Raw genomic sequence first — 24943 nt, 5'->3', positions numbered from 1 at the left:
GGAGGAGGGGGTAATTGGAGGGGCGATGGTGCCCGTGAGCGCATTCCCGGGTGTCGCCGCGCTAGACCTGGGCTACGGATGGCAGAGGACGCCGCATCCTTGCGGCGCCCGTTGCAGCGCTGTCAGCCGGCGATCAGCTGGCGCAGCACGTAGTGCAGGATGCCACCTGCCTTGAAGTACTCCACTTCGTTGAGGGTGTCGATGCGGCAGAGCAGCTCGACACTGCGCTGCTTACCGTCTTCACCGGTGATCTCCAGCGTCAGCGGCATGTGCGGGCGTACCTCGACGCCGTCCAGGCCCTTGATGGCCAGGGTCTCCTTGCCGGTCAGGCCCAGGCTCTTGCGGTCGGCACCGTCGGTGAACTGCAGTGGCAGCACACCCATGCCCACCAGGTTGGAGCGGTGGATGCGCTCGAAGCTTTCCGCGATCACCGCTTTCACGCCCAGCAGGTTGGTGCCCTTGGCGGCCCAGTCGCGGCTCGAGCCGGTGCCGTATTCCTTGCCGGCGATCACCACCAGCGGCGTGCCTTCCTGCTGATAGCGCATGGACGCGTCATAGATGGCCAGCTTCTCGCCGCTGGGCACATGCACGGTGTTGCCACCCTCTTCACCGTCGAGCATCTCGTTGCGGATGCGGATATTGGCGAAGGTGCCGCGCATCATCACTTCATGGTTGCCGCGGCGCGAGCCGTAGGAGTTGAAGTCACGCGGCTCCACGCCTTGCTCGCGCAGGTAGCGGCCAGCTGGGCTGTCGGTCTTGATGTTACCGGCTGGCGAGATGTGGTCGGTGGTCACCGAGTCACCGAGCAGCGCGAGGATGCGTGCGTTGGCGATGTCGGTGATGGCCGGTGGCGCCTGGTCGATGGCCTCGAAGAACGGCGGATGCTGGATGTAAGTGGAATCGTTCTGCCAGGTGTAGGTGTCGGCTTCTGGCACGGCGATGGCTTGCCACTGCTCGTCACCGGCGAATACTTCGGCGTATTCCTTGCGGAACATGGCGGTATCGACCTTCTGTACCGCCTCGGCGATTTCTTTCTGGCTCGGCCAGATATCGCGCAGGTACACCGGCTTGCCGTCGCGGTCTTCGCCCAGCGACTCCTCGGCGATATTGATCCGCACGTTGCCGGCCAGGGCATAGGCTACCACCAGCGGTGGCGAGGCCAGCCAGTTGGTTTTCACCAACGGATGCACGCGGCCTTCGAAGTTGCGGTTGCCGGACAGCACCGAGGCCACGGTCAGATCATGCTCCTGAATGGCCTTCTCGATCGGATCGGGCAGCGGGCCCGAGTTGCCGATGCAGGTGGTGCAGCCGTAGCCGACCAGATCGAAACCGAGCTTGTCGAGGTACTCGGTCAGCCCGGCAGCAGCGAAGTATTCGGTCACCACCTTGGAGCCTGGAGCCAGCGAGCTCTTGACCCAGGGTTTGCGCTGCAGGCCTTTTTCCACCGCCTTCTTGGCCAAGAGGCCGGCAGCCATCATCACGCTCGGGTTGGAGGTGTTGGTGCAGGAAGTGATTGCCGCGATCACCACGGCACCATCGCTGAGCGGATGACGCTTGCCGTCCATCTCGTAGTGGATTTCGTTCTGCGCGGCGTTGCCAACTGCCACGCCGCCACCGCCTTCGCTCTCCAGGCGGCCTTCTTCCTTGCCGCTGGGCTTGAGTTGCAGGCCGAGAAAATCCTCGAAGGCCTGGCTGACTTTCGGCAGGGCGACACGGTCTTGAGGACGCTTCGGGCCGGCCAGGCTGGCTTCCACCTCACCCATGTCCAAGGACAGGCTGTCGGTGAATACCGGCTCGGTACCAGCGCTGCGCCACATGCCCTGTGCCTTGGAATAGGCTTCGACCAGCTTCACGGTCTCCTCGGGGCGGCCGGAGAGGCGCAGGTAGCCCAGGGTGATCTCGTCGACCGGGAAGAAACCGCAGGTGGCGCCATATTCCGGTGCCATGTTGGCGATGGTGGCGCGGTCCGCCAGGGGCAGTTCGGCCAGGCCGTCGCCGTAGAATTCGACGAATTTGCCGACCACGCCCTTCTTGCGCAGCATCTGGGTGACCGTCAGCACCAGATCGGTGGCGGTGATGCCTTCCTTGAGCTTGCCGGTCAGCTTGAAGCCGATCACTTCGGGAATCAGCATGGACACCGGTTGGCCGAGCATCGCCGCTTCCGCTTCGATGCCGCCCACGCCCCAGCCGAGCACGCCCAGGCCGTTGATCATGGTGGTGTGCGAATCGGTGCCGACCAGGGTGTCGGGGTAGGCGAAGGTGGTGCCGTCTTCTTCCTTCGTCCACACGGTGCGGCCGAGGTATTCCAGGTTGACCTGGTGGCAGATGCCGGTGCCTGGCGGGACCACGCTGAAATTGTCGAAGGCGCTCTGGCCCCAGCGCAGAAACGCATAGCGCTCGCCGTTACGCTGCATTTCGATCTCGACGTTTTCGCCGAATGCCGCAGGCGTGGCGAACTTGTCGACCATCACCGAGTGGTCGATGACCAGGTCTACCGGGGACAGCGGATTGATCTTCTGCGGGTCACCGCCGGCCTTGGCCATGGCGTCGCGCATGGCCGCCAGATCGACAACCGCGGGTACGCCGGTGAAGTCCTGCATCAATACACGGGCAGGGCGGTATTGAATCTCGCGGTCCGAGCCGCGTTTCTGCAACCAGTCGCTCATGGCCTGCAGGTCGTCGCGGGTGACGGTCTTGTCGTCCTCCCAGCGCAGCAGATTTTCCAGCAGGACCTTCAGCGAAACTGGCAGCTTGTCGATATTGCCCAGTTGCCTGGCGGCCTCGGGCAGGCTGAAGTAGTCGTAGGATTTGCCGTCCACGTCCAGTGTGCGGCGGCAGTTCAGGCTATCGATGGAAGGCATCGTGCATCTCCTCGTGGCTTGCACGGTACAAGCCGTTCTGGTTTTGGCAGAGGTTCTCTCCAACTCTGCGCACTAATTCCCTTACGGCTTGCGATGAGCCGTGGTCCGGTCTTGCGCCGGGCGTGAAACGCCTGTGTGGCGGGGCCGGTAAATGCCGGGATTCTGTTCACTGGACAGGGGGCAGGCGCCGCGGGTTCCAGTTTTCGCTATCATGCGCGGCCCAAGGAGAGCCCTGATGAAGACTTTGTTGCTGCACTGCCGCCCCGGTTTCGAGAACGAGGTGTGTTCGGAAATCTCCGAACATGCGGCCCTTCTCGACGTACCCGGCTACGCCAAGGCCAAGCCCGATAGCGCCTGCGCCGAGTTCATCTGCGCTGATGCAGAGGGCGCCGAGCGCCTGATGGCGGGGCTGCGTTTCAGTCAGTTGATCTTTATCCGTCAGTGGGCTCGGGGGCGTTTCGTCGAGCTGCCCGAGAAGGACCGCATCAGCGTGCTGCTCGAGCACCTGGCGCGGTTGCCGGCCTTTGGCAGCCTGTGGCTGGAGGTGCTGGACACCAACGACGGCAAGGAGCTGTCCGGCTTCTGCAAGAAATTCGAAGGTCCGCTACGCAAGGCCCTGACGGCTGCCGGCAAACTGGTGGAGGATGGCCGGGCACCACGCCTGTTGCTGACGTTCAAGAGTGGCCGTGAAGTGTTCCTGGGCATGGCCGCGGCGAACAACTCGGCAATCTGGCCCATGGGCATTCCGCGGCTCAAGTTCCCCCGTGAAGCACCAAGCCGTTCGACCCTGAAGCTGGAAGAGGCCTGGCACACCTTCATCCCCCGCGAACAGTGGGACGAGCGTCTGTCGGGCGAAATGACCGGCGTCGACCTTGGCGCCGCACCCGGCGGCTGGACCTATCAACTGGTACGCCGTGGCATGCTGGTGACCGCTATCGACAATGGTCCGATGGCCGAGAGCCTGATGGAAACGGGCCTGGTGAAGCACTTGATGGTCGATGGTTTCACCTGGAAACCCAGGCAGCCAGTGGACTGGATGGTCTGCGATATCGTCGAGAAGCCCGCCCGCAGTGCCGCACTGCTGGAAACCTGGATCGGCGAGGGACATTGCCGCGAAGCGGTGGTCAATCTGAAACTGCCGATGAAGCAGCGCTACGCTGAGGTACGGCGCCTGCTCGAGCGCATTGCCGACGGGCTGGCGGCACGCAAGGTCAAAGTCTCCATCGCCTGCAAGCAGCTGTATCACGACCGCGAGGAAGTGACCTGCCACCTGCGGCGGTTGGGCAAATAAGGCGTCGCGCTGCCTGCACGCTACTGACTAGACGATTCGATATTCGCGGAGCCCCTGATGCTGGATTCAACACCTGACGACACCCTCGACGCTACCGGGCTGTTCTGCCCGGAGCCGGTGATGATGCTGCACAACAAAGTGCGCGACCTTGCGGCCGGTGGCCTGCTCAAGGTGATCGCCACCGACCCCTCGACTCGCCGTGACATCCCCAAGTTCTGCGTGTTTCTCGGCCACGAATTGGTGGACCAGGCCCAGGACGCAGAAACTTATCTGTACTGGATCCGCAAGAAAGCCGATTGAGCGCTGCAAGGCGTTAGCGGACCTTCGATTTGGTGGGCTAAAGCCCATCCTACAGCCGCGCATCTAACCGTAGGGCCGGGCGGCGATCCGCTTCAGTCCACCAATTGGCGCCCCGCAATCAACGGCGGCTACCGCCTTCTTGCTGTCAATTCACGCTTGGCTGCTTTCGCGTCCCGGCGCCGCGGCCAGCCAGATCCGCCGCTTGGCGCTGCTTTTCAGGCGCAGTGTCAGCATCAGGGCGGCGCAGGTCAGGCCGACGATCAACCCTTCCCAGAGCCCGGCGGGGCCGCTGGCCGGGCCGAACAGGTCGGTCAGGCCGAGCAGGTAGCCGACCGGCAGGCCGATGCCCCAGTAGGCGAACAGGGTCATGATCATGGTCGCCCGGGTGTCCTGATAACCTCGCAGAGCGCCTGCGGCGGTGACCTGCAGCGCGTCGGAGAACTGAAACAAAGCGGCGTAGACGATCAGGCTGGAGGCCAAGGCGATCACTTCGGGTACGGGGGTGTAGATCTGTGCGATCTGCTCGCGCATCAGCAGCATGCAACTGGCCGACACGCAGGCATAAGCCAGCGCGGTAACCATGCTCACCCCGGCGGCGAAGCGCGCCTCACGCGGCTCGCCACGGCCCAGGGCCTGGCCCACGCGCACCGTGGCGGCCATGCCGATGGAGTAGGGGATCATGAACACCAGCGAGGCGAAGTTCAGGGCGATCTGGTGCCCGGCGACCACCGTGGCGCCCAGCCCGCCGATCAGCAACGCAATCACCGCGAAGATGCTCGACTCGGCGAATACCGAGATGCCGATTGGCAACCCTATGCCCAGCAGGCGCTTGATCAACGGCCAGCTCGGCGGGTCGAAGCGCTGCAGCGGCGTGGTGTCTCGATAGGCCGGTGCGCGGCGAATCCACCAGATCATGCCCGACAGCATGAACAGCATCACCAGTGCCGTGGCCCAACCGCAGCCCACGCTGCCGAGCGGCGGCAAACCGAGTTTGCCGTAGATGAGTACGTAGTTCAGGGGGATGTTCAGCAACAACCCGAACAGGCCCACCACCATGGCGGGGCGAGTACGGCCCAGGCCGTCGCTGTAGCAGCGCAGCACATGGAACAGTGCCACGCAGGGAAAGCCGAACGCCACGCCGTGCAGGTAGCCCATGGCGGGCTCGATCAGGTCCGGATCGACCTTCATCAGGCGCAGGACGAACTCGGCGTTCCACAGCACGATGCCGGCCATGCAGCCCACCGCGAGGGCCAGCCATAGTGCCTGGCGCACCAGCGGGCCGATCTCCCCAAGCTGCCCGGCACCGAAGCGTTGCGCCACTTTCGGCGTGGTGGCCAGCAGGATGCCGGTCATCAGCAGGAATACCGGCACCCAGATCGAATTACCCAGCGCTACCGCCGCCAGATCGCGGGCGCTGAAGCGCCCGGACATCACCGTGTCGACGAAGCCGATGGAGGTGTACGCCAGTTGCGCGATGATGATCGGCGTGGCCAGAGCCAGCAGCGTGCGCAACTCGGTGCGTACGCGCTGCAGGCGGGAGAATGCAGGCATCGGGGTTCCGTGATCCGTGGAAAACCGCACAGTCTACGCGTTGACGGATCGGTCAGGAAAGGCGCCGGAGAACGGTTTCCGGCGCCGCCCAGCCGAAGCCCGGTTGTTTTTCGTGCAGAGCCCGAGCAGTGCATCCGGTTACAATGCCTGCCTGATTGCGGAGATTCCCATGCGCATAGTCGCCGACGAAAACATTCCCCTGCTCGATGAGTTCTTCGCCGGTTTCGGCGAGATTCGCCGCTTACCCGGTCGTGCCATCGATCGTACCGCCGTTGGCGATGCCGAGCTGTTGCTGGTGCGCTCGGTAACCAACGTCGATCGTGCGCTGCTGGAAGGCAGCCAGGTGCGCTTCGTCGGCACCTGCACCATCGGCACCGATCACCTGGATCTGGAATATCTCGCCGAGGCCGGCATCGCCTGGAGCAGCGCACCGGGTTGCAACGCCCGTGGCGTGGTGGACTACGTGCTGGGCAGCCTGCTGGTGCTCGCCGAGCGCCTGGGCAGCGACCTGCCACAGCGTACCTACGGTGTGGTCGGCGCAGGCCAGGTCGGCGAGCGGTTGGTGCGTGTGCTGCGCGGCCTGGGCTGGCGGGTGCTGGTCTGCGATCCGCCACGCCAGCGCGCCGAAGGCGGGGACTTCGTCGACCTGCAGCAGATCGTCGAGCAATGCGACGTGATCAGCCTGCATACGCCGTTGACGCGCGACGCTGAGTTCGCCACCCGGCATCTGATCGATGCGCACTGCTTGCGGCGGCTGCGTCCCGGCGCCTGGCTGATCAACGCCAGTCGCGGTGCGGTGGTGGATACCGCTGCGTTGCGTGAGCATCTGCAGCAAGGGGCCGATCTGCACGTGGTGCTGGACGTCTGGGAAGGCGAGCCGCTGGTGGAGCCAGCATTGGCTGCGCTGTGCCATATCGCCACCCCGCACATCGCCGGTTACAGCCTGGACGGCAAGCTGCGTGGCACTGCGCAGATCCATGACGCGTTCTGCCGACACCAGGGCATCTCGCCGCAGGTGCAACTGGACGCCCTGACGCCCGAGCGCTGGTTGCCGCGCCTCAGCATCGGTGCCGGAAGCGAACCTGCCTGGGCGTTGGCGACGCTGTGCCGTGCGGTCTACGACCCACGCCGCGATGACGCTGACCTGCGTCGCAGCCTGGTCGCGGACGAGCAGGCACGCAAGGCCGGCTTCGACCTGCTGCGCAAGCAGTACCCGATGCGGCGCGAAATAGAAGGGTTGGAGGTGGAACTACGTGGCAGTGATCAGGGGCTGCATGCGCTGATCACGGCGCTGGGGGCACGCGTGATCAGCGCTCGTTGATAGCGGTGACGGTCAGGCAGGATTTTCGTCCCTGGGCTTGACCCACTGCTTGTCCAGCTCGCTGCAGGCTTGCTGGATCATGCTTTCGGTGATCGGGATTTCCCGGCCGCGAGGATCGATCACGGCACCATGGGTGGTTTCCGACTCCGCACTGGCTTGATTGGCGTGTTGCTCGTCAGGGCTGCTCATCGTGGTTTCCTCATCAGGTGTTCGCACTGTCTGCCGGGCATCTATGCTTGGCGACGTTATCTGGCGATGGGGGGCATCCCAATATGGCTTCAACCTTGCCCACCCATACTGTCGCAAAAAATTACCGGATAAAGAAGAGTGTCCGGCGAACGGTTTTGGCTTGAGAGGGAAGCATGGCGTGCTGAGATCATCATTATTGCTGCTGAGCTGTCTGCTGAGCCTGCAGGTATTTGCCGTGGAGCCGGCGAAGTTGGTGGATGGGGCTCGTCAGCAGGTCGGTGTGACCCTTGCCTACGATCCCGTTTACCGGCGCATCGACTACCCTGGCGGTGATGTGCCGATGGAGACCGGTGTCTGCACCGATGTGGTGATCCGCGCATTGCGCTTGCAGGGCCTGGATCTGCAGAAAGCGGTGCATGTGGACATGGCGGCGAATTTTGCCGCGTATCCGAAGCATTGGGGGCTGAGCCGCCCCGATCGCAATATCGACCATCGCCGGGTGCCCAATCTGATGACCTGGTTCCGGCGCCAGGGCATGGCGTTGCAGGTCAGTCGGGAAGCCCGCGATTATCGTTCGGGCGATATCGTCACCTGGGATCTGGGGCGCGGCCTCACCCACATCGGCATCGTTTCCGATCAACTCTCGTCGACCGGAGAGCCGTTGATCCTGCACAACATCGGCGCTGGCACCCGGGAGGAGGCCATTCTGTTTCGTTTCACCATCACGGGTCATTACCGCTTCCCGGCCGGCTGATCCCAGAAACGACGAAGCCCCGCGCCGGTCAGGCTGCGGGGCTTCATTGCGGACACGTATCAGGCGTGGTGGTAGCTGATCACGCTGTCCTGTTCCTTGAGCATCTTGCGCATTTCTGCCGGGATGTTGCCGGCTCTGACGGCGAGCTCGAGGCGGATGTCTTCGAGGCTTTGGGCGAAAGCGTTCGAGTCGTTCAGCTGCAGCTTCTGCAGCACCCGGCTGTACGCAGTGGTATCGGCTTCATCGATCAGGGAGAGAACGATGCTGCCGTCCGGGCGAGGCCGACTGAAGGTGGCGCGTAGGGGGGCGAATAGCTGGTCGACAAGCTGTCGATTACTATTTTCCATTGACGAACTCCAGTTGAAGTATGAATACCTATGAGTGACCAGGATTCATTAAGTTCGACGATGGCTACTATTTCGCTCCCTTAATCGTGACGTTGTTTGCAGATTCGCCTGCGAGATCAGCGACGCAGTGCCTGGCGGGCACGTTCGATCACACCTTTCAGGGAATCGTCGCAGTATTGGCCGGGGTAAAGGCGCTGGCTGTGCTGGGCGACACCGGTATGGTCCACGACCGTAAAGCTGAAGCTGCCCTTGCGGGTTGCCAGGATATGGCAGGCAAGCGGAGCGAAGGCGTTGGACAGGGTATGGATGGCGGTCTGGATTTGTTGGTTGGTATTCATATTTGGGTGTTTCCTGATACTACGGGCGCATGATCGCGCCATATAAAGAGGGCTCCGGGCACTGGCTTGGGCCAATACGATTGTTTGTCGGAGCGGACTGCGCGCTTTTAAGTTCCACCTATTTGCTGAGGTGAAAGCTAGAGCGGGTCTGTACGTCGGAAGACTGGCGAAGGTCGACGCGTGAGCGGGACGGCCAGATCAGTCAGAGGAGGGGGTCTTGGCGGTTGTGCGTGCATCCTGTGGATGCCGATTGCCAGGAAACCATCGGGAAGGCCTTGAGGCCGAATGACTTGCAGCGTGGTACGAACGGGACGGACTATACGTGACTGTATAAAATTTAGCCAGCCCCGTTTCCGATCTTTTTCATGTCCGCCAATCGGCGTCGCACTGATAGGCCGATTTGAGCTAGCATTAGTCCTCTTTTGCTTTCCTCTGGCGACGGTTTTCAATGAGTTATCAGGTTCTTGCACGCAAATGGCGCCCGCGGTCGTTTCGCGAAATGGTCGGGCAGACCCATGTGCTGAAGGCACTGATCAACGCACTCGACAGCCAGCGCCTGCACCACGCCTACCTGTTCACCGGTACCCGGGGCGTGGGCAAGACCACCATCGCGCGGATCATCGCCAAGTGCCTGAACTGCGAAACCGGCATCAGCTCCACCCCGTGCGGCACCTGCTCGGTGTGCCGGGAGATCGATGAAGGCCGTTTCGTCGATCTCATCGAAGTGGACGCCGCCAGCCGCACCAAGGTGGAAGACACCCGCGAGCTGCTCGACAACGTGCAGTACTCGCCGAGCCGCGGACGCTTCAAGGTCTACCTGATCGACGAAGTGCACATGCTCTCCACCAGCTCCTTCAACGCCTTGCTCAAGACGCTCGAGGAACCGCCACCCCACGTCAAATTCCTGCTCGCCACCACCGACCCGCAGAAGCTGCCGGTCACCGTGCTGTCGCGCTGCCTGCAGTTCTCGCTGAAGAACATGCCGCCAGAGCGCGTGGTCGAGCACCTGACCCACGTGCTGGGCGCCGAGAACATTCCTTTCGAAGACGATGCCCTGTGGCTGCTCGGCCGTGCGGCCGACGGTTCCATGCGCGATGCCATGAGCCTGACCGACCAGGCCATCGCCTTCGGTGAAGGCAAGGTACTCGCCGCTGATGTGCGTGCCATGCTCGGTACCCTCGACCATGGTCAGGTATACGGCGTGCTGCATGCACTGATCGAAGGTGACGCCCGCGGCGTGATCGAAGCCGTGCGTCAGCTCGCCGAACAGGGCCCGGACTGGAGTGGCGTGCTGGCAGAAATGCTCAATGTGCTGCACCGCGTGGCCATCGCCCAGGCGCTGCCGGATGCGGTGGACAACGGCCAGGGTGATCGCGACCGTGTTCTCGGCCTTGCTCAGGCGCTGCCGGCCGAAGACGTGCAGTTCTATTATCAGATGGGCCTGATCGGCCGACGCGACCTGCCGCTGGCGCCGGATCCGCGCGGTGGCTTCGAGATGGTCCTGCTGCGCATGCTGGCATTCAGGCCGGCGGGCGAGGGTGCTGCGCCGAGGGTGGCGCTAAAGCCACTGGGGATCAGCCAGGCCAAGGCTGATCCCCAGACAACGCCGGTGGCCGACGCAGCGCCTGCTGCGTCAGCCCCTGTTGTCAGTGCCGCGCCTCAGGCCAGCGTCGTCCCCAGTGTGCCGACGCCGGCCGCAGCCGTGCCGCCGCCAGCAGCGCCACCTTTTGCCGCTGCCATCACGCCACCGGCAGTTGCGCCCGCGGCCGTTGCTGCCCCTGCGCCTGTGGTCACTCCGCCGTGGGAAGAGGTGCCGGTCGAGGCCAAGGCCGCCGAACCCGCAGTTCCGGTCGACGACACGCCTCCGCCGCCGGTCGCCGTGCAGGCGCAGCCCGAGCCGAAGGTCGAAGAGCCGGTCAAGGCCGTAGAGCCCGAGCCGGAAGTGGCGCTGCCCGTTCCCGAACTGGCCGATGTGCCGGTGATCGACAGCAACGATCTGAATCCACCGGACAGCGATGACGAGCCACCACCCGGTGACTACGACTACGTGGCGATGGATGCCGAGAACCTGGATTACGATTTCGCCGATGCGCTCTCCGACGAGCAGCCACAAGCCGAACCCGAGCCTGCCTCGCTGCCGGCTACCGGCCTGGCGGCGGACTGGCTCGAGCTGTTCCCGAAGCTGGGCCTGGGCGGCATGACGGGCAGCATCGCCGCCAACTGCAGCCTGATCGCCGTCGAGGGTGACAGATGGCTGCTGCACCTGGATCCGGCCCATAGCGCACTGTTCAACGCGACCCAGCAGCGCCGCCTGAACGATTCGCTCAATGCCTACCATGGCCGTGAGCTGCAACTGGACATCGAGCTGATCAAGCCCGAACAGGAAACGCCTGCCCAGGCTGCCGCCCGCAAGCGCGCCAATCGCCAGCGCGAGGCTGAAGCGTCGATCCAGAACGATCCATTGATTCAACAGATGATTTCGCAGTTCGCCGCCTCCGTGCGTGCGGGCAGCATCGAACCCGTCGATACCGTCGTTAATCCCTGACTACCGAGGACAACATCATGATGAAAGGTGGCATGGCCGGCCTGATGAAGCAGGCACAGCAGATGCAGGAAAAAATGCAGAAGATGCAGGAAGAGTTGGCCAACGCCGAGGTAACCGGTCAGTCCGGCGCCGGTCTGGTCAGCGTGGTGATGACCGGTCGTCATGATGTCAAGCGCGTCAGCCTCGACGACAGCCTGATGCAGGAAGACAAGGAAATCCTCGAAGACCTGATTGCCGCTGCCGTCAACGACGCGGTGCGCAAAATCGAAGCCAACAGCCAGGACAAGATGTCCGGCATGACCTCCGGCATGCAGTTGCCGCCCGGCTTCAAGATGCCGTTCTAAAGCAGTCGATCCTGGTGGGCTGAAGCCCATCCTACGGCTGTGGGAGCGGGCCATACGCGCGAAAAATCGCGGGCATGGCGCGCTCCCACGGATATTGCGTCAATGGCCGCTTTCGCCCTGAAGCGTCCGTACCGGCGCTATGCCGTCAAACCTCTCCGCTTTCATCGTCGAGCATCCGCGCCATGAGCTTCAGCCCCCTGATCCGCCAACTGATCGATTCCCTGCGCATCCTGCCCGGCGTCGGCCAGAAGACTGCCCAGCGCATGGCCCTGCAGTTGCTCGAGCGCGACCGCAACGGCGCCGTACGGCTGGCCCAGGCGCTGAACCAGGCCATGGAGGGGGTCGGTTACTGCAAATCGTGCCGCAGCCTCAGTGAAGACGAGGTCTGCCAGATCTGTCTCGACCCGCGTCGGGACGACAGCCTGCTGTGCGTGGTCGAGGGGCCGATGGACGTATACGCCGTGGAGCACACCGGCTTTCGCGGTCGTTATTTCGTGCTCAAGGGGCACCTGTCGCCGCTCGACGGGCTGGGTCCCGAGGCCATCGGTATCCCCGAGCTGTTGCAGCGCATCGAGGCAGGCCAGTTCAGCGAAGTGATCCTGGCCACCAACCCGACCGTGGAAGGCGAAGCGACCGCCCACTACATCGCCCAACTGCTGGCCGGTAAAGGGCTGGTAGCGTCGCGCATCGCCCACGGCATGCCGCTCGGTGGCGAACTGGAACTGGTGGATGGCGGCACCCTGGCTCACGCCCTGGCCGGCCGTCGGCCGATCAGCATCTGAGCCGCAGTAGCCCGGGTATCGCTATGCTCAGCCCAGGCTGCGGATCAGCAGCCTACGAATCCCTGTAATTCGCTTCTGAGAAGCATTACCATTCATGCCTCGTCCAGGTGCGGTGATGGTGTGCTCGATGTCGCTTGTTTCCTCTCAGCAGTCCCTGCAACAGTTGTATCGCGAGCACAGCAGCTGGTTGAACGGCTGGCTGCGCAGGCGGCTGGGCTGCGCCGAGAATGCCGCGGATCTGGCGCAAGATACCTTCCTGCGCGTGCTCAGCAAGGAGCGCGAGCTGCCGGCGTTGCGTGAGCCGCGGGCCTATCTGTCGACCATCGCCCACTCGCTGCTGGTCAATCACTGGCGGCGCCAGGCGATCGAGCGTGCCTACCTCGAAGCCCTGGCGTTGCAGCCGGAACAGCATGCGCCCTCGCCGGAAGCGGCCGAACTGATCATCGAAACCCTGCTGGCCATCGACGCCATGCTTCTGCGCCTGCCGGGCAAGGTGCGCGAGGCTTTTCTGCTCTCGCAACTGGACGGCCTGACCTACGCCGCCATCGCCCTGCGCCTGCAGGTGTCCGAGCGCATGGTGAAGAAGTACATGGCCCAGGCCATGCTGCAGTGCCTGTTGCTGGTGGAGAGCTGAGCGATGAACGCCGATCACCATACCCTGCAGGAAGCCGCCGAGTGGTTCGCGGTGCTGGCCGACCCACCCGTCAGCGACCATCAACAACAGGCCTGGCGGCAGTGGCTGGCAGCGCGGCCCGAGCATGCGGCGGCCTGGCAGCGGGTCGAAGCGATCAGCGGCCAGTTCACCCGGCTGCCCACCGATACCCGCCGTCAGGCTGCCGGCCAGGCGCTGCGCAGCACGGGTCGAAGTCGCCGTCAGGTGCTCGGCCTGTTCGCGTTGCTGGGGGCGGCGGGCATGCTGACGGTGGCGGGGCAGGGGCGTCCGTGGCGCGCCTGGGTCGCCAGTGAGCGAACCGCTACCGGGGAGATCCGCGCCACGCGCCTGGCCGATGGTACCCACCTGTGGCTGAGCAGCCGCACTGCGGTGGATGTCGACTACAGTGCGTCGACCCGCCTGTTACGCCTGTTTCAGGGCGAGGTGCTGATCGAGACCGCCGAGGATCCGCGTCCGCTGCTGGTGCAGGCCGTGCACGGGCGCCTGCAGGCGCTGGGTACCCGCTTCGGCGTGCGCGAGGGCCATGGCTTCACCCTGCTCAGCGTCTTCGATGGGGCGGTGCGCATCGAGCCTGGCAGCGGCGGTGCGCCGCTGGTCCTGCAGGCAGGCAATCAAGCGCGTATCGGCCCTGATGGCATTGCCGCGGGGGAGCCGGTGGAGCGTGCCCGCGAGGCCTGGAGCCGGGGTGTACTGCTGGCCGATAACCGCCGGTTGGGCGACTTCATCGAAGAACTCGCCGAGCACGTACCTGGCTATCTCGCCTGTGACCCGCGGGTTGCCGACCTGCGGCTGGTCGGCGCCTATCCGCTGGGCGACACGCAGCGCATTCTCGATGCGTTGCAGGGCAGCCTGCCGATACGGGTCAACCGCCGCCTGCCGTGGTGGGTGACGCTCGAGCCGCTACAGGGTTGAAGATTTCGGGCAATGCGCCGTTTTCGCGTTATTGGCAAAAAAATTCAAATCAGCGGTTCCCCTTTTTCATTTTCGCTTGGCTTCAGTGCATCCGGCCCTTGCGTGTCATGCGCGGCCCCTGCAATGAGGAAGTCCCATGTACTCGAATCCCCGTTTTTCGCCGAGCGCTCTGCGGCGGTCAATTCGCCTTGCCACGCTGACGCTGGCGGCCTTGTCGCCGCTGCTTGGTCATGCTCAGGTCGTCGAGGCTGATAGCTACCAGCAGAGCGCGCGCAACTATCAGATTCCCGCCGGCCCGCTGTCGGCGGCGCTGAGCCGTTTCGCGGCCGAGACGGGTGTCCTGCTGTCGGTGGATGCACGCCTTACCGAAGGCAAGCAGAGCCCGGGACTGCAGGGCGAGTTCGGCATCGACGAGGGCTTCTCCCGCCTGCTGCAGGGCAGTGGCCTGCAGGCCACGGCGGACGGTAATGGCGGCTACTCGCTGCAGGCCGCCCGCCAGGCCGACGCAGGTTCCGTCGAGCTGGAGAGCACCGCCATCCGTGCCTTTGCCCTCGGCAATGCGCTGGGCAGCATGGACGGCTACAACGCCACCCACAGCAGCGTGTCGACCAAGACCAGCAAGGAGTTGCTGAAAACCTCGCAGAGCGTTTCGGTGGTCACCCGCGAGCAGATCGAGAAGCAGGGCGCCGCCAGCGCTGCCGATGCGATGCGCTACACCCCGGGCGTGCTCACCAACCCCTATGGCAACACGCACCGCTACGACTATTTGGCGATTCGCGGGATCAACGACGGCGCGGTGGACAACATCATCATCGATGGCCTGAAGTCCATGGGTGATCCTGGCTCCTACAGCAGCCTGCAGATCGACCCGTACTTCATCGAGCGTATCGACGTGCTCAAGGGGCCATCCTCCGTGCTCTACGGCCGCAGCAACCCAGGCGGCCTGGCGGCCATCAGCACCAAGCGGCCCGAGTTCACCCAGGCTGGGCGGGTGGATGTTTCCTACGGCAACAACAACCGCAAGTCGCTGGGTTTCGACGTCACCGGGCCGTTGAACGAGAACATCGCCTATCGCGTCGTCGGGCTGGCCAGGGATGCCGACTCCCAGGCCGACCACGTCACTGAAACCCGCTATGCACTGATGCCCAGCCTGGCGCTGAACCTCAGTGAAGACACCTTCATGACCCTCTATGCCTACCTGCAGGACGACCCCAACGGTGGCTACCACGGCAGCCTGCCGGCCTCCGGTACTCTGCACAAACGCAATGGTCAGCGCATCTCCAGCAGCTTCTTCGAGGGCGATCCTGCCGTCGAGGAGTTCACCCGCACCCAGCAGATGGTCGGTTACGAGCTGGAGCATCGTTTCAACGACACCTGGAGCACCCGGCAGAATTTTCGATACCTGGATGCGCGGGTAGCGAACAGCCAGATCTGGGGCTCGGGTTACCTGAGCGATACCAGCAACGAACTGTACCGTGGTTACAGTGGTGGCCAGGAGCGTTTGCACGCCTGGATCGTCGATAACATGCTGCAGGCCGAGTTCGCCACCGGTGCCGCCCAGCACACCGTGGTGCTGGGGCTGGATTATCAGTACTCGAAGAACAAGATCGCCAGCCAGCGTGACAACTCGATACTGCAGCCGCCGGGCTCGGTCACGCCCATCGACGTGTTCGACCCGGTCTACTACACCAATGGCCTGACCGCCATCACCCCGGTGAGCGATGCGCTGCGGCGCCAGAAGCAGACCGGTCTGTACCTGCAGGATCTGGTCGAGATCGACAACTGGAACCTGTCCGTCGGCCTGCGTCAGGACTGGTACGACGTTTCCATCGACGACGAAATCGCCGGCCAGAACGACAGCCAGGGCGAGAAACTCAGCGGCCATGCCGGTGTGCTCTATGCCTTCGACAATGGCGTGTCGCCCTACGTCAGCTATTCGACCTCGTTCAACCCGACGTCCAACTACTCCAGCGGTGCGCAGATTCTCGACCCCACCACCGGCGAGCAGTGGGAGGCCGGTATCAAGTTCCAGCCGCCCGGCACCGACGACCTCTACACCCTGTCGTTCTTCAATCTGGAAATGGAAAACCTCTACGCCAAGGAAAACAGCCTGATCACCGACAGCTTCTACAAGGGCGTGGGCGGGATCGAGTCCAAAGGCGTCGAACTCGAGGCGCGTTTCCGGCCCATCGACAACCTGCAACTGATGGCCAGCTACACCTACGCGGACGTCTCCTACAGCAAGTCCTATTTCGTCAACAGCGGCACGGGCGTGGTGGATGCCAACGGCAACAACCCACCGCAGACCCCCGAGCGGATGGCCACGCTGTGGGCGGACTACAGCTTCACCGCCGGGGCGCTCGCCGGCGTGACGGTTGGCGCGGGTGCGCGTTACGTGGGCAAGAGCAAGGGCAGCGAGCTGAACGACTTCGAGGTGCCGTCCTACACCCTGTTCGATGCATCCGTCGGCTATGACCTGACCCAGGTCGGGCTACGCGGAACCTCGCTGCGACTCACCGCCAACAACCTCACCGATGAGTACTACGTGGCCTCCTGCTATTCGGCAGCGGCCTGCTACCTGGGTGAGGAGCGCAGTGTTACCGCAACCCTTACGCAAAGGTTCTAGGGGGGCGAGGGTTCTTGGCGGCAGATGTAAAAAAAGCGCGTCACCGACCCCGATCGGTGACGCGCTTTTAGGGCCTGCGATCAGCCCGCGTTGCGCAGCCTGTGCATGTCGCGCAGGGGGGGCGCGCCGAACAGGCGGCTGTATTCACGGCTGAACTGGGACGGGCTTTCATAGCCGACGCGGAAGCTGGCCGACGCCGCTTCCAGGCCTTCGCTGAACATCAGCCTGCGCGCTTCCTGCAGGCGCAGCTGCTTCTGGTACTGCAGCGGGCTCAGGGCTGTGACTGCCTTGAAACGGTGGTGCAGGGTCGAGGCGCTGAGGTTGACTTCACGGGCCAGCTCTTCGATGCGCAGCGGTTTGTCGTAATGCTGGTTGATCCATTCGATCGCCCGGGCGATGCGATGGCTCTGGCTGTCCGCCATCACCAGTTCGCGCAGGCGTTGACCCTGGGGGCTGCGCAGCAGGCGATAGAAGATCTCGCGCAGCGCCAGCGGCGCCAGCATGGCGGCATCGCGCGGGGTATCGAGCAGGCGCAGCAGGCGGATCACCGCGTCGAGCATCGACGGATCCAGGCGGTCGACGAACAGGGCACGGTTGGCGCCGGGGTTGGGCAGGCCGATGGGGCCGGCTTCGGCGAGCAGGCTGCTGATCATCGCCGGGTCGATGTCCAGTTTCAGGCTCAGGTACGGCACTTCCGGCGTCGCCTCGACGACCTGACCGGTGACCGGCAGGGTTACCGAGGCCACCAGGTAGTTCAGCGGGTCGTAGAAGTACTGTTCCGCACCGAGACGGATCTCCTTGCGGCCCTGGGCGATGATGCACAGGCAGGGTCGGTAGAGCGTCGGCATCGGCAGGCTGGGCGCTGCCGTGTAGGCGAGGCTCAAACCCTCGATGAGGGTATCGTGCATGCCTTCCGAGGGCGTCTTGCGCTTGATCAGACTGGCAAGTTCGAGTTGCCGGGCGGCCAGTTCATCGAGCTGATCGGGTTGCATCATGGGGTCACTCCTGAGTCTGGGCGCAGATTATCCGGGATTTGCCCAGACGTCCTGCGCGGCAGTCGCACTCCACAGGAATGGGCAAGCATAAGAGAGGAATAGGCAATGTCCTGTAGGGGCGCCAGCACTCATGGGCGAGACGCGATGAAACCAAAACCGCATCAAGCAGAATCAGGCAAGAATGTTCCAGTAATCGACTAACGCCAAATCGCCCTGATCCTTAATCTCTGGACCTATCGCGGCGCAGTGAGCCGCACTCACCAGAGGATCTCGTCATGTCCAATATCCAAGAAAAAGTCGTACTGATCACTGGCGCCAGCAGCGGAATCGGCGAAGGCTGCGCCCGTCTGCTGGCAGAGAAGGGCGCTCGGGTGGTGCTCGGCGCACGCCGTGTCGAGCGCTTGCAGCAACTGGTCGAAGAGATCGGCGCGGCTGGTGGCCAGGCCATTGCCCGCCGCCTCGACGTCACCGACGCCGCTGACGTCCAGGCCTTCGTGGATGCCGCGCTGACCGAATACGGTCGCGTCGACGTGCTGATCAACAATGCCGGGGTAATGCCGCTGTCGATGATCGAGGCGCTCAAGCTCGACGAGTGGAACCGCATGATCGACGTCAATATTCGCGGTGTGCTGCACGGCATCGCCGCCGTGCTGCCGTTGATGCAGGGGCAGCGTAGCGGGCAGATCATCAACGTGGCATCCATCGGTGCCTATCGCGTATCGCCAACCGCTGCGGTGTATTGCGCCACCAAATATGCGGTTCGGGCGATCAGCGATGGTCTGCGCCAGGAGGTGGGTGGCGACATCCGCGTCACCCTGGTCTCCCCCGGCGTGGTCGAGTCCGAGCTGGCCGAGAGCATTTCCGACGAGGGCGCCCGTGAGGCCATGCGCGAGTTCCGCAAGATCGCCATCCGCCCCGACGCCATCGCCCGCGCCGTGGCGTATGCCATCGAGCAGCCAGCGGACGTCGACGTCAGCGAACTGGTGGTGCGCCCCACGGCAAGCATCCACTGAAGGTTACCGCTAAAAACCACCCCGGTTTTCAGTGGCGTCCTGGAAGGGGCGGCGCCAGTGTTCGGCGCCGCCCCCTGATTCATTCGTGAGGACACATTCATGCAGACCCACATCACCGTGCTCGATGCTCCACCTGGCCGCTGCGAAGAGTTGGGCGGCTACCTGCGAGACCTGCTGGAACCGCTGCGTGGCCTGGAGGGCTGCGTTGCTTTCGAACTGCAGCAGGACCGGCAACGCTGGCAACTGCGCAGCAGCTGGCGCTCTTCAGCCGATCTGGATCGCTACTTTCGCACGCCCTTGCTGCAGGAGGTGCTGGACAGCGCCTGGCGCAGCGGGGCGATCCAGCACTTGCAGAGCCGTGCCGCCTGAAACGACAACGCCCCGGAATGATCCGGGGCGTTGTCGTCGAGCGGCATGCCGTCAGCGGGCGATCACTCGACCAGCGTCAGAGTGACGTCGATGTTGCCCTGGGTGGCATTCGAGTAAGGGCACACGATGTGCGCCTTGTCGATCAGCGCCTGGGCTTCTTCACGGTCCAGGCCCGGCAGGGTGATCTTCAGTTCCACCTCAATGGCGAAACCGGTAGGCACTGCGCCGATGCCGACAATCCCTTCGATCCAGCTGTCCGGCGAGACCTTGTGCTTGTCACGGGCACCCACGAACTTGATCGCACCCAGGAAGCAGGCCGAGTAGCCAGCCGCGAACAGCTGCTCCGGGTTGGTGCCCTGGCCGCCAGCGCCGCCCAGCTCCTTCGGTGTGGTGAGAGCGACATCGAGTACGCCGTCGGAGGAAATGGCACGGCCTTCACGACCGCCAGTGGCTTCAGCGTAGGCGCGGTAGGCAACGGTTTCGATAGACATGTTGGAATCCTCTGTTCGTGGGTTGTATTTTGCGTGGTAAAGAGTTGTGCGCAAGCTATTTGCTTGGGGTGGACTCTATTCCTGATTTAGTTAGTGCGCAAGATATTTTTCACGGCTTGCCGTATCGGGCTCGAAAGCCTCGGTTCGTGGCCGAGCAGGCGAGCCTTAGTGTAGGCCTGTGGCGGCAATCGAGCCGTTGCTATCAGAGGCTTTCCTGCAACTGCTTGCGCAGTGCCGTGAGTTCGGCGGTGAGGCTTGTCAGGCGTTTGGCGGTCTGGGCACTGGCGTTGAGGATGCAGCCGGGAATCTGCCGAGCCTCGGCGTGCAGGGCACGGCCCTTGTCGGTGAGCTGCAGGTGCACCACGCGCTCGTCGCTGCTGCTGCGCGTGCGGGTGATCAGACCCTCGGCCTCCAGACGCTTGAGCAATGGCGTGAGCGACCCCGGGTCGGTCAGCAGGCGAGCGCTGATCTCGCCCACGGTGATGCCGTCACGTTCCCACAGCACCAGCATGGCCAGGTACTGCGGGTAGGTCAGCCCGAGCTTTTTGAGCAGCGGCTTGTAGACCTTGGTCATCGCCAGGGAGGTCGAATGCAGGGCGAAGCACACCTGGTTGTCGAGCAGCAGATCAGCGCAGGTGTCGTCGGTGGTCATGAAAGCTCCGGAATGAGGGGGCAGGGCGGTTGGCGCAATTTATCGCGCCCGCAGCACCTATACCAGTTGTTTGCGTGACCCAGCGCAGACGAGCTGCCCTGTATCCGTCATACAATGCCGCGTCGCTGACCAGCGTCCTGCAACATGGGGCATGCGTGCTGGGCAGCCCGATTGAATTTCACGGGAGTGAAACGCATGAAAACCTTGATGGCCGGCCTCGCCGCGGCGCTGATACTGGCGGGTTGCAGCCACACCAAGCCACCGGCGCCGCAAGTACCCGTCACGGGCAAGATCAACCCGACGCGTGTCATGGTGACCCCGTCCGATGCCGACACCGAGGCGGCCAAGGCCAGCCTGTTCACGGCGATCGACCCGCGTGGCATCAGCTTCGACTCCCTGTTCGGTACCGCTGCCAGCCGTGCTGGCGATGATCTGGCGGTGTGCGGCTTCGCCAGCCGCGACGAGCAGCCGGGCGCCCTGTATTTCGCCTACTACAACGGCGAACTGCTGCTCTGGGACGAAGCCGCACCCCACGGCACCAGCACGGAAAACCAGTTCCTGGCGATGATCTGTTCCTACCGCTGATGGCCCTGCGCAGCTCGACGCGGACACACCCGCTGGCACGTCCGTTAGATCAACCCTGACCCAGCAGGCGCTGCGGCGCGGGTAGACGCTTCACCGTGTCTGCCGGCTTTCTTGAGGCGGCCATGCGCCGCTTCGCCGGGCAGATACCGGTCACTCCGCGAAACAGGCCCAGCGCGCCGGCAGCGATGTCCGCCAGGCCGAAGACGCCGCGTACGGCGAGCCCCTTGCGTATCAGCATCACCCCACCGGCAATGGAAATCACCCGTTCCATGGGCGCCAGGTTGATCGCGCTATCGTGCTTGGTGTGTTCGGTCATGTGCTACTCCGTTCGAGGGGGTCGCGTATCAAGAGGCTTTCTTCAGGGCGCTGATCAGCTGCGCCTTGCGCATGGTCGAGCGGCCGCTTATCTGTCGGGCGCGGGCCAGATGCAGCAGTTCCTGCTTGCTCTGGCTTTCCAGCGGCCGATCAGGGTGCACCTCGCCGCGGCGCGTGGCCGCAGCGCGTTGAGCCGAGTCCTGGCGTGCCCTGGCTTTGGCCCGGGAGCTGGTGCCACGCCCGGATCCGCCAAGGCGTTCACCACCACCGGATTGCTTGTTCACGGTCGCCCAGGCTCGAGCGCGGGCTTCGTCCGTGGGCACGCCGCGTTGCTCATAAGTGGCTTCGATCGCTGCAGCTTTGCGTTTCTGGGCTACGGTGTACTTGTCTTTGCTTCCGCTTGGCATGGGCGTCTCCTCGCGCTTGATGGAGCAGAGACCGGCGCGCGGCCAGTAGCGTTGTGAAACGCGGCGCGCGAGGCGAGTTCATGACGACGGATGAATGGTCGTCGGCAAATGCATCTATGGATTGAACTCTGTCGCACGTGGGGTACTCATTGCTAAGGACTTTGGGGCAGGGCTCTGGAATGCGCCTGACCAGCCACCGACAAATTCATGAGGAGATCGACGATGAAACGAGATTGGGAACTGATCCGTGAGCTGCTGCTGCAGATCGAGGCACTGGAGACCGGGCATCATTTCTACCCGCAGGACGTCGGCCAGCACTCCGCTGAAGCCGTCAGCTATCATATTCATCTGATGTGCCAGGCCAATCTCATCGAGTGTTCCCAGCATCACCCGTGGAACGGTGCGCCAGTCGCCATCGCCAATGGCCTGACCCTGACCGGCCACGACCTGCTCGACGGCATTCGCGAAGAAGCGCTGTGGGAAGCCAAGAAAGCCTTCCTGCAGGCACGCGCCGGTGGCATCACCTACGAAGGCCTGAAGAACGCACCAACCGCCGACTCCATGTTGTTCGCCGCCAACCGCGGTGCCGATGAGGGCCACAACGGTCACGTCTATAACTGATTCAGGGAGTGAACCTGTGATGGCCGAGGAAGCAGCGAAAGCAACAGACCACGTCGAAACTTTCAAACAACTGATCCTGGCCAAGCTCAGGTATGCGGTCGGCAAGGACCCGGGCAATGCTTTCGACCACGACTGGTTCGAGGCCGTTGCGCTGGCAGCCCGTGATCACTTGGTCGATCACTGGGAAGACGCCTCGTTGCAGGTCGACCGCCAGGACCAGAAGCGGGTCTATTACCTCTCGCTGGAGTTCCTGATCGGCCGTCTGCTGGTCGACAACCTCAGCAATCTCGGCCTGCTCGACACCGCTCGCGAGGCGCTCTCGCAACTGGGTGTGGATTTCGAGCAGATCCGCGACATGGAGCCCGATGCGGCCCTGGGCAACGGTGGCCTTGGCCGCCTGGCCGCGTGCTTCATGGAAAGCATGGCGTCGCTGAACATCGCCGCCCATGGTTACGGCATTCGCTACGAGCACGGCCTGTTTCGCCAGGTGGTGGTCGATGGCTGGCAGCAGGAGCACACCGAAACCTGGCTGGACTTCGGCAACCCCTGGGAGTTCGAGCGCCCGGAAGTGAGCTACCGCATCGGTTTCGGCGGCAGCGTTGCCAACCTCGCCGGCTCCGGCGAAGTGCCTCGCCACGAATGGCTGCCCAACGAACAGATTCGCGCCATCGCCTATGACACCCCCGTGGTCGGCTGGCGCCATTCCAGCGTCAACACCCTGCGCCTGTGGCGGGCCCGCGCCGAGGAAGACCTCAAGCTGGAACGCTTCAACGCCGGTGACCATTTCGGCGCGGTAGCCGATGTGGTCAAGGCCGAGAGCATCTCCCGGGTTCTCTACCCCGCGGACAGCACCGAGGCAGGGCAGGAGTTGCGCCTGCGTCAGGAATTCTTCTTCGTGTCCGCCTCGCTGCAGGATCTGATCGCCCGGCATCTGGAGCTGAACCTCGACATTCACTCGTTGCCCGACCGCGTCGCCATCCAGCTCAACGACACCCACCCGGCGATTGCCGTCGCCGAGCTGATGCGCCTGCTCGTCGACGTGTATCGCCTGGAATGGTTCGAGGCCTGGAAGCTGACCGTCGCCACGCTGTCCTATACCAACCACACCCTGCTGCCCGAAGCGCTGGAGTCCTGGCCGGTATCGCTGATGGAGCGCCTGCTGCCGCGGCACATGCAGATCATCTACCTGATCAATGCGTATCACATCGATTCGCTGCGGGCCAAGGAGATCCATGACTTCGAGCTGCTGCGCTCCATCTCGTTGATCGACGAAGACAACGGTCGTCGCGTGCGCATGGGCAACCTGGCATTCCTGGGCTCGCACAGCATCAACGGGGTGTCGTCACTGCACACCAATCTGATGCGCAAAAGCGTATTCAGCGACTTCCATCGCCTGTACCCCGAGCGCATCAACAACAAGACCAACGGCGTGACCTTCCGCCGCTGGCTGTATCAGTCCAACCCGCAACTGACCGAGCTGCTGGTCGGCGCGGTGGGTGATGAACTGCTCGATAACCCGGAAGCCACCCTGCGCAAGCTCGAGCCGTTCGCGGCCAAGGCATCGTTCCGCAAGCAGTTCGCCGCTCAGCGCCAGCACGCCAAACGCGAGCTCGCCGAGTTGGTTCGCGAGCGCATGGGCATCAGCCTGGACACCCAGGCGATCTTCGACGTGCAGGTCAAACGCATCCACGAATACAAGCGGCAACTGCTCAACCTGCTGCACACCGTGGCGCTGTACCAGGCGATGCGCAACGACCCGGCCACCGACTGGGCGCCACGGGTGAAGATCTTCGCCGGCAAGGCCGCGGCCAGCTACCACCAGGCCAAGCTGATCATCAAGTTGGCCAACGACATAAGCCGCACCATCAACGTCGATCCGACCCTGCGCGGCTTGCTCAAGGTGGTGTTCATCCCCAACTACAACGTCAGCCTGGCCGAGGTGATCATCCCGGCAGCCGACCTGTCCGAACAGATTTCCACGGCGGGGCTGGAAGCGTCCGGTACCAGCAACATGAAGTTCGCCCTCAACGGCGCACTGACCATCGGTACCCTGGACGGCGCCAATGTGGAGATGTCCGAGCAGATCGGTCGCGAGAACATGTTCATCTTCGGCATGACCGCTCAGCAGGTGGCGGCGCGTTCGCGTCGTGACCTGAACATGAGCGCCGAAGTGGCCGCCTCCGAGCGCCTGGCCGGCGCCCTGGAAGCGATTCGCTCCGGGGTGTTCTCGCCGGACGATCCCGGTCGCTATGTCGGCCTGATCGATGGCCTGCTGGCTCACGACCGCTTCCTGGTGTGCGCCGATTTCCAGGCCTACTGGGATGCGCAGCGCAAGGTCGACATGCTCTGGCGCACCCCGGACCGCTGGTGGCAGGCGGCGGTGCTCAACACCGCACGCACCGGCTGGTTCTCCTCCGACCGCACCATCCGCGAGTATGCCAAGGACATCTGGAAAGTAGGCGGCATCGGCGACTGAGCGCTGCGCATGCAATGAACCAGCGCCCGTCATCGGTCACGAGACGGGCGCTTTCTTTTGCCTGAAGAAAGAACGCCGCGCGACCGCGCGGCGAATGGTGGTCCTGACGCGTTGTTGCGGTAAGCCGCCCATCGCATCGCCCGCAAGCGGGCTCCTACGGAGTGGGTGGCAGCGCTGTTTGCGTA

25 protein-coding genes are annotated in these 24943 nt (G+C 63.7%); 15 read left to right on the top strand and 10 right to left on the bottom strand.

Annotated features, from left to right (window positions below; genetic code table 11):
• Positions 1–122: 122 nt before the first annotated feature.
• Positions 123–2861 (bottom strand): aconitate hydratase AcnA, encoded by a 2739-nt coding sequence (acnA, locus tag QRN22_RS17130; RefSeq protein ID WP_042555653.1) that lies wholly within the window; start codon positions 2859–2861, stop codon positions 123–125.
• 235 nt (positions 2862–3096) lie between these two features.
• Here acnA and rlmM point away from each other — a divergent pair, with 235 nt between their 5' ends.
• Positions 3097–4152: a 23S rRNA (cytidine(2498)-2'-O)-methyltransferase RlmM gene (gene rlmM, locus QRN22_RS17125; RefSeq protein ID WP_042555654.1), complete on the top strand. Its 1056-nt coding sequence runs from the start codon at positions 3097–3099 to the stop codon at positions 4150–4152.
• A 57-nt stretch (positions 4153–4209) separates the two neighbouring features.
• The gene (tusA, locus tag QRN22_RS17120) at positions 4210–4452 is read left to right on the top strand and encodes a sulfurtransferase TusA (protein WP_042555655.1); all 243 of its coding nucleotides are present in this window, start codon (positions 4210–4212) and stop codon (positions 4450–4452) included.
• 150 nt (positions 4453–4602) lie between these two features.
• Here the strand turns inward: tusA and QRN22_RS17115 are convergent, their stop codons facing one another.
• Positions 4603–6003, bottom strand: a complete 1401-nt coding sequence (locus tag QRN22_RS17115) for an MATE family efflux transporter (protein WP_042555656.1) — start codon at positions 6001–6003, stop codon at positions 4603–4605.
• Between the two features lie 169 nt (positions 6004–6172).
• On the opposite strand from QRN22_RS17115, the gene pdxB reads away from it, so the two are divergent.
• Positions 6173–7324, top strand: coding sequence for a 4-phosphoerythronate dehydrogenase PdxB (pdxB, locus tag QRN22_RS17110; RefSeq protein WP_042555826.1), 1152 nt, complete (start codon positions 6173–6175; stop codon positions 7322–7324).
• 12 nt (positions 7325–7336) lie between these two features.
• On the opposite strand, the gene QRN22_RS17105 is transcribed toward pdxB, so the two are convergent.
• On the bottom strand, positions 7337–7513 hold the full coding sequence (locus QRN22_RS17105) for a PA1571 family protein (protein WP_179538560.1): 177 nt from the start codon (positions 7511–7513) through the stop codon (positions 7337–7339).
• Positions 7514–7694: 181 nt separating this feature from the next.
• Here QRN22_RS17105 and QRN22_RS17100 point away from each other — a divergent pair, with 181 nt between their 5' ends.
• The gene (locus tag QRN22_RS17100; RefSeq protein ID WP_042555827.1) at positions 7695–8267 is read left to right on the top strand and encodes a DUF1287 domain-containing protein; all 573 of its coding nucleotides are present in this window, start codon (positions 7695–7697) and stop codon (positions 8265–8267) included.
• Positions 8268–8326: 59 nt separating this feature from the next.
• Here QRN22_RS17100 and QRN22_RS17095 read toward each other — a convergent pair whose 3' ends face one another.
• Together QRN22_RS17095 and QRN22_RS17090 are read right to left on the bottom strand one after the other, a co-directional pair.
• The gene (locus QRN22_RS17095; protein ID WP_042555657.1) at positions 8327–8614 is read right to left on the bottom strand and encodes a DUF3509 domain-containing protein; all 288 of its coding nucleotides are present in this window, start codon (positions 8612–8614) and stop codon (positions 8327–8329) included.
• 116 nt (positions 8615–8730) lie between these two features.
• Positions 8731–8952: a hypothetical protein gene (locus QRN22_RS17090; protein WP_042555658.1), complete on the bottom strand. Its 222-nt coding sequence runs from the start codon at positions 8950–8952 to the stop codon at positions 8731–8733.
• A gap of 448 nt (positions 8953–9400) precedes the next feature.
• On the opposite strand from QRN22_RS17090, the gene dnaX reads away from it, so the two are divergent.
• The 6 genes from dnaX to QRN22_RS17060 all read left to right on the top strand — a co-directional run bounded on the left by dnaX (position 9401) and on the right by QRN22_RS17060 (position 16834).
• The gene (dnaX, locus tag QRN22_RS17085) at positions 9401–11497 is read left to right on the top strand and encodes a DNA polymerase III subunit gamma/tau (protein ID WP_042555659.1); all 2097 of its coding nucleotides are present in this window, start codon (positions 9401–9403) and stop codon (positions 11495–11497) included.
• Between the two features lie 17 nt (positions 11498–11514).
• Positions 11515–11841: a YbaB/EbfC family nucleoid-associated protein gene (locus QRN22_RS17080; protein ID WP_042555660.1), complete on the top strand. Its 327-nt coding sequence runs from the start codon at positions 11515–11517 to the stop codon at positions 11839–11841.
• A 182-nt stretch (positions 11842–12023) separates the two neighbouring features.
• Positions 12024–12623 carry a recombination mediator RecR gene (gene recR, locus QRN22_RS17075; RefSeq protein ID WP_042555661.1) on the top strand — a complete coding sequence of 200 codons (600 nt, stop codon included), beginning with the start codon at positions 12024–12026 and terminating at the stop codon, positions 12621–12623.
• A gap of 127 nt (positions 12624–12750) precedes the next feature.
• Positions 12751–13257 (top strand): sigma-70 family RNA polymerase sigma factor, encoded by a 507-nt coding sequence (locus tag QRN22_RS17070; protein ID WP_156152771.1) that lies wholly within the window; start codon positions 12751–12753, stop codon positions 13255–13257.
• Positions 13258–13260: 3 nt separating this feature from the next.
• On the top strand, positions 13261–14208 hold the full coding sequence (locus tag QRN22_RS17065; RefSeq protein WP_042555662.1) for a FecR domain-containing protein: 948 nt from the start codon (positions 13261–13263) through the stop codon (positions 14206–14208).
• 136 nt (positions 14209–14344) lie between these two features.
• Complete coding sequence (locus tag QRN22_RS17060) at positions 14345–16834, top strand: TonB-dependent siderophore receptor (RefSeq protein WP_042555663.1); 2490 nt, start codon at positions 14345–14347, stop codon at positions 16832–16834.
• A gap of 80 nt (positions 16835–16914) precedes the next feature.
• Here the strand turns inward: QRN22_RS17060 and QRN22_RS17055 are convergent, their stop codons facing one another.
• Complete coding sequence (locus tag QRN22_RS17055; protein WP_082045876.1) at positions 16915–17826, bottom strand: AraC family transcriptional regulator; 912 nt, start codon at positions 17824–17826, stop codon at positions 16915–16917.
• 278 nt (positions 17827–18104) lie between these two features.
• Between QRN22_RS17055 and QRN22_RS17050 the strand changes: the two genes are divergently transcribed.
• Both QRN22_RS17050 and QRN22_RS17045 read left to right on the top strand, forming a co-directional pair.
• Positions 18105–18842 (top strand): SDR family oxidoreductase, encoded by a 738-nt coding sequence (locus QRN22_RS17050; RefSeq protein ID WP_042555665.1) that lies wholly within the window; start codon positions 18105–18107, stop codon positions 18840–18842.
• Positions 18843–18941: 99 nt separating this feature from the next.
• A complete protein-coding gene (locus QRN22_RS17045) occupies positions 18942–19211 on the top strand; it encodes a putative quinol monooxygenase (protein WP_042555666.1) in 270 nt (89 codons plus the stop codon).
• Between the two features lie 62 nt (positions 19212–19273).
• Here the strand turns inward: QRN22_RS17045 and QRN22_RS17040 are convergent, their stop codons facing one another.
• Complete coding sequence (locus tag QRN22_RS17040; protein WP_042555667.1) at positions 19274–19702, bottom strand: organic hydroperoxide resistance protein; 429 nt, start codon at positions 19700–19702, stop codon at positions 19274–19276.
• A gap of 202 nt (positions 19703–19904) precedes the next feature.
• Positions 19905–20354: a MarR family winged helix-turn-helix transcriptional regulator gene (locus QRN22_RS17035; RefSeq protein WP_042555668.1), complete on the bottom strand. Its 450-nt coding sequence runs from the start codon at positions 20352–20354 to the stop codon at positions 19905–19907.
• A 195-nt stretch (positions 20355–20549) separates the two neighbouring features.
• On the opposite strand from QRN22_RS17035, the gene QRN22_RS17030 reads away from it, so the two are divergent.
• Positions 20550–20939 (top strand): hypothetical protein, encoded by a 390-nt coding sequence (locus QRN22_RS17030; protein WP_042555669.1) that lies wholly within the window; start codon positions 20550–20552, stop codon positions 20937–20939.
• A gap of 49 nt (positions 20940–20988) precedes the next feature.
• Here QRN22_RS17030 and QRN22_RS17025 read toward each other — a convergent pair whose 3' ends face one another.
• A complete protein-coding gene (locus QRN22_RS17025) occupies positions 20989–21255 on the bottom strand; it encodes a YgaP family membrane protein (RefSeq protein WP_042555670.1) in 267 nt (88 codons plus the stop codon).
• A gap of 28 nt (positions 21256–21283) precedes the next feature.
• Positions 21284–21661, bottom strand: coding sequence for a Rho termination factor N-terminal domain-containing protein (locus QRN22_RS17020; RefSeq protein ID WP_042555671.1), 378 nt, complete (start codon positions 21659–21661; stop codon positions 21284–21286).
• 222 nt (positions 21662–21883) lie between these two features.
• On the opposite strand from QRN22_RS17020, the gene QRN22_RS17015 reads away from it, so the two are divergent.
• Together QRN22_RS17015 and QRN22_RS17010 are read left to right on the top strand one after the other, a co-directional pair.
• Positions 21884–22282, top strand: a complete 399-nt coding sequence (locus tag QRN22_RS17015; RefSeq protein WP_052493848.1) for a DUF2513 domain-containing protein — start codon at positions 21884–21886, stop codon at positions 22280–22282.
• 19 nt (positions 22283–22301) lie between these two features.
• Complete coding sequence (locus QRN22_RS17010) at positions 22302–24758, top strand: glycogen/starch/alpha-glucan phosphorylase (RefSeq protein WP_042555672.1); 2457 nt, start codon at positions 22302–22304, stop codon at positions 24756–24758.
• Positions 24759–24943 lie beyond the last annotated feature (185 nt).

Origin of the sequence: Pseudomonas sp. MEJ086 (genome assembly GCF_030209025.1) — a bacterium.
GTDB classification, from domain to species: Bacteria; Pseudomonadota; Gammaproteobacteria; order Pseudomonadales; family Pseudomonadaceae; genus Aquipseudomonas; species Aquipseudomonas fulva_A.
The sequence above is the reverse complement of the archived record's forward strand: the minus strand, read 5'-3'. Positions and strand labels throughout refer to the sequence as shown.